Source organism: bacterium (assembly GCA_019695305.1).
GTDB lineage: Bacteria > UBA10199 > UBA10199 > UBA10199 > JAIBAG01 > JAIBAG01.
This window is the reverse complement of sequence record JAIBAG010000057.1, coordinates 1-3911: the sequence shown is the minus strand read 5'-3', so window position 1 is coordinate 3911 and position 3911 is coordinate 1. Positions and strand designations below refer to the sequence as shown.

The window sequence follows — 3911 nt, the reverse complement described above, 5'->3', positions numbered from 1 at the left end:
CTTAAATCTTTGAGTGTGTCGCCGTCCATTTTTATAAATACGGTCAGCTTATCGCCGCACAGCGGATTATGCCCGTCCATGGAGCAGGTACACTCCCCCATGGTTTTAAAGTTACGGGGGTTTTTGGAGTGATCAATGATCACTTGCTGATATAATTCGCGTAAGTCAGACATGTTTCGTGCGTTCGTAAGATCGTGCGTTCGTGTGTTCGAAAAAAACACGAATACATTTTTTTAAGCAAACATTTTAATAACTTTTTTAATTCCGGCTATCAAACTGTCAACATCCTCTTGTGTATTATAAAGAGCAAACGAGGCCCGCGCTGTGGCCGGAATTTTGTAATAATCCATCACGGGTTGTGCACAGTGATGCCCCGCTCTTATAGCAATGCCTTCCATATCTAAAATAGTTCCAATATCGTGAGGGTGCACCCCTTGAATAACAAAAGAAATAACCGACGCTTTGTGAGAAGCGGTGCCGTAAATTTTTACTTCCTTAATTTTTTCCAATGTCTGGGTTGCATACTGAAGTAATTCTTCTTCATGTTTTACAATCGCTTTACGATCCAGTTTTTTTAAATAATCCATAGCCGCCGCTAAGCCAATGGCACCAGCTATATGGGGCGTTCCGGCTTCAAAGCGATAGGGGGGATCGTTATATACCGTCTTTTCAAAACTGACGGTTTTAATCATATCGCCACCACCCTGATAGGGAGGGAGCTCTTTTAAAATTTCTTCACGTCCCCACAAGATACCAATGCCGGTGGGGCCGTACATTTTGTGACCGGAAAAAGCATAAAAATCGCACCCGAGTGCCTGCACATCAATTTCAAAATGGGGAATAGCTTGGGCACCGTCGATCAGAACTTTTGCTCCAGCTGCATGAGACAGTTTGGTCATTTCCACCACAGGATTAATGGTGCCCAAAACATTAGACACATGCACGATGGACACTAACTTAGTCCGCGGCGACAGTTTAGCTTTAAAACTATCCAGCGGAATTTCACCGGCGTCATTCATGGGGGCTACAACAAGTTTGGCGCCTGTTTTTTCACACACCATCTGCCAGGGAACAATGTTGGAGTGATGTTCGATGGCAGTAATGAGAATTTCATCGTCTTTTTGAAAGGGAAAAGTGCTGGCTACAAGATTGATGGATTCCGTCGTGCCACGGGTAAAAATAATTTCGCGTTCGCTTTTTGCATTAATAAATTGTGCTGCAACTTTGCGGGCGCCTTCGTACATCAAGGTAGCTTTTTCGCTTAATTCATACACGCCGCGGTGTACATTAGCGTAAGATTTTTCGTAAAAACTACGCTCCGACTCAATCACAAAAGCGGGTTTTTGCGTGCTGGCACCATTATCTAAAAACACCAGATCTTTGCCGCGCATTTTTACGGAAAGTTGGGGGAAATCTTTTTTTATGGCACTGGCGTTAAACATTGCCGGCCTCCAGCATACTGCCGATTGGCAGTTTTTGGTTTAAGAGCTTGTGGGTGGTATCACGCAGTTCTTTATTTTCGATCTTATCCAAAACATCGTGAGCAAACGCATAGGTTAAAATATTGATGGCTGTTTTCTCATCCAGGCCACGCGAGCGCAGATAAAACAAAGAATTTTTATCCAGCTGTCCCACTGTAGCGCCGTGACTTGCTACTACATCGTCATTATAAATTTCCAAATCGGGTTTGGGGCTAATCGCCGCATCTTTTGAGAGTAAGAGATTTTTATTAATTTGATGCGCTACGCATTTGGCGGCTTTGGGGTGAATGACCGCACGTCCTGTAAAAACGCCCTTAGAATGGCCATCCATAATCCCCTTAAAAAAGAGATGGCTTTCGGTGCGGCTGGTTAAATGATCCACTTTAACATTGTGGGTTAAACTTTTATCGTCATTTCCCAAATACAAGCCACTTAAATGGCACACAGCGCCTTCTTCTTTGAGTTTGGCGTTAATATCCAGATTATGCTTTTTGGAACCAAACGAGAGAGTAAAGAGATTTAATGTCGAATTCCTATTTTGTTCGGCAATAATGGTGGAGGAAGCTTGCGAAGTATCGTTTTGATTTTGAACTAAGCCCACGGTTAAATGAGAAGAGGGGTCTAATGCAATATTCAGATTTAAATTATTAAATGATTTTTCGTTTTGGGGATAATGAATAAGTACTGTGCCGCAGGCGTTGGGCGCGGTTTTAAGTGTTAAAACGGCGGTAAAATTTTCGTCGCTCGTGGGTTCAAGCGTCACAATCACAGGCGCATCTTCTACTTTGGAAAATTCCAAGGCATACTCTTTGCCATTATTAGGTTGTATGCTTAAAGCCATCCGTACCCCTTGGCTTCTAGCTCTAAGGCCAGTTCTTTGGTTCCCGATTTAATAATTTGGCCGCCCGAGAGCACATGCACATAGTCGGGCACAATGTAATCGAGCAGGCGTTGATAATGCGTGATGAGAACAATGGCGCGATCAGCTGCTTTAAGGCTGTTTACACCCTGAGCCACAACTTTAAGGGCATCGATATCTAAGCCCGAATCGGTTTCGTCCAAAATAGCAAGAGTAGGGTCTAAAACCGCCATTTGAAAAATTTCATTTCTCTTCTTTTCGCCACCGGAGAATCCTTGATTAACAGGGCGTGAGAGAAAGCTTTCGTTTAACTCCACAACTTTCATTTTCTCTTTGGCGTATTTTAAAAAATCCATCGCATCCATTTCGGATTCGCCCTTGTTTTTGCGGATGGCGTTAAAAGCAGCTTTTAAAAAATACAAATTATTAACCCCGGGAATTTCTACAGGATATTGAAAACCTAAAAAGATACCTTTCCAGGCTCTTTCCTCAGGGGATAAAAGAGTTAAGTCTTCGCCTTTGTATAACACAGTACCACTTTTGATGGTGTAGTCGGGTTTGCCTGCTAAAACACCGGCTAGGGTACTTTTACCAGAGCCATTAGGGCCCATGATGGCATGTACTTCGCCTGGATTCACAGTTAAGCTTAAGCCTTTTAAAATTTCCTTTTTATCAATGCCTGCTTTTAAATTTTTAATTTCTAGTATCGGTTTCATAAACTATCCAACAGCTCCTTCAAGTGATACGCCTAATAACTTTTGTGCTTCCACGGCAAATTCCATGGGGAGCTCTTTAAATACTTCTTTGCAAAATCCATTCACAATCAAATTAACAGCATCATCCGGGCTAATGCCGCGGCTGGTGCAGTAAAAGAGTTGGTCTTCACTAATTTTACTTGTTGTGGCTTCGTGTTCTACCTGTGCGCTTTTGTTTTTTACATCAATATACGGAAACGTGTGGGCACCGCATTTATCACCCATGAGTAATGAATCGCACTGTGTGTAATTGCGGGCGCCTTCGGCGCTTTTTTGAATTTTAACTAAACCGCGATAGGTGTTTTGCCCTTTTCCCGCGGAAATTCCTTTCGACACGATCGTCGATTTTGTGTTTTTACCAATATGAATCATCTTGGTACCGGTATCGGCTTGCTGGCAATTGTTGGCTAGGGCCACCGAGTAAAATTCGCCTACCGAGTTATCGCCAGCCAAAACACAGCTGGGGTATTTCCAGGTAATGGCCGATCCGGTTTCAACCTGTGTCCACGAAATTTTAGAATTTACACCCGCACATTTTCCGCGTTTGGTTACAAAATTATAAATACCGCCTTTGCCATCTTTATCGCCGGGGTACCAGTTTTGAACGGTAGAATATTTGATGGTGGCATTATCCATAGCCACCAGTTCTACCACGGCTGCGTGCAATTGATTTTCATCGCGCATGGGAGCCGTGCAACCTTCCAAATAACTTACATAACTTCCTTCATCGGCAACAATCAGCGTGCGTTCAAACTGGCCGGTGTTGGCTTCGTTAATGCGGAAGTAGGTAGAGAGCTCCATGGGGCATTTAACGCC

The 3911-nt window shown here is 43.4% G+C and carries 5 protein-coding genes; all 5 read right to left on the bottom strand.

What is annotated here, in order from left to right; genetic code table 11:
* Nucleotides 1–173: iron-sulfur cluster assembly scaffold protein (locus K1X76_13005; protein MBX7149981.1), on the bottom strand; the 173-nt coding region annotated here is incomplete at its 3' end.
* 60 nt (nt 174–233) lie between these two features.
* Nucleotides 234–1442, bottom strand: a complete 1209-nt coding sequence (locus tag K1X76_13000) for a cysteine desulfurase (GenBank protein MBX7149980.1) — start codon at nt 1440–1442, stop codon at nt 234–236.
* Nucleotides 1435–2322 (bottom strand): Fe-S cluster assembly protein SufD, encoded by an 888-nt coding sequence (gene sufD / locus K1X76_12995; protein ID MBX7149979.1) that lies wholly within the window; start codon nt 2320–2322, stop codon nt 1435–1437. Before sufD ends, K1X76_13000 begins: the two co-directional genes overlap by 8 nt.
* A complete protein-coding gene (sufC, locus tag K1X76_12990) occupies nt 2313–3047 on the bottom strand; it encodes a Fe-S cluster assembly ATPase SufC (protein ID MBX7149978.1) in 735 nt (244 codons plus the stop codon). The genes sufD and sufC overlap by 10 nt, the downstream gene beginning before the upstream one ends.
* A gap of 12 nt (nt 3048–3059) precedes the next feature.
* Nucleotides 3060–3911: Fe-S cluster assembly protein SufB (sufB, locus tag K1X76_12985; GenBank protein MBX7149977.1), on the bottom strand; the 852-nt coding region annotated here is incomplete at its 5' end.

Bases quoted from the DNA above. Each gene is read 5' to 3' on its own strand.
- K1X76_13000 (MBX7149980.1), bottom strand. From the start codon at position 1,442: ATGTTTAACGCCAGTGCCATAAAAAAAGATTTCCCCCAACTTTCCGTA.
- sufD (MBX7149979.1), bottom strand. From the start codon at position 2,322: ATGGCTTTAAGCATACAACCTAATAATGGCAAAGAGTATGCCTTGGAA.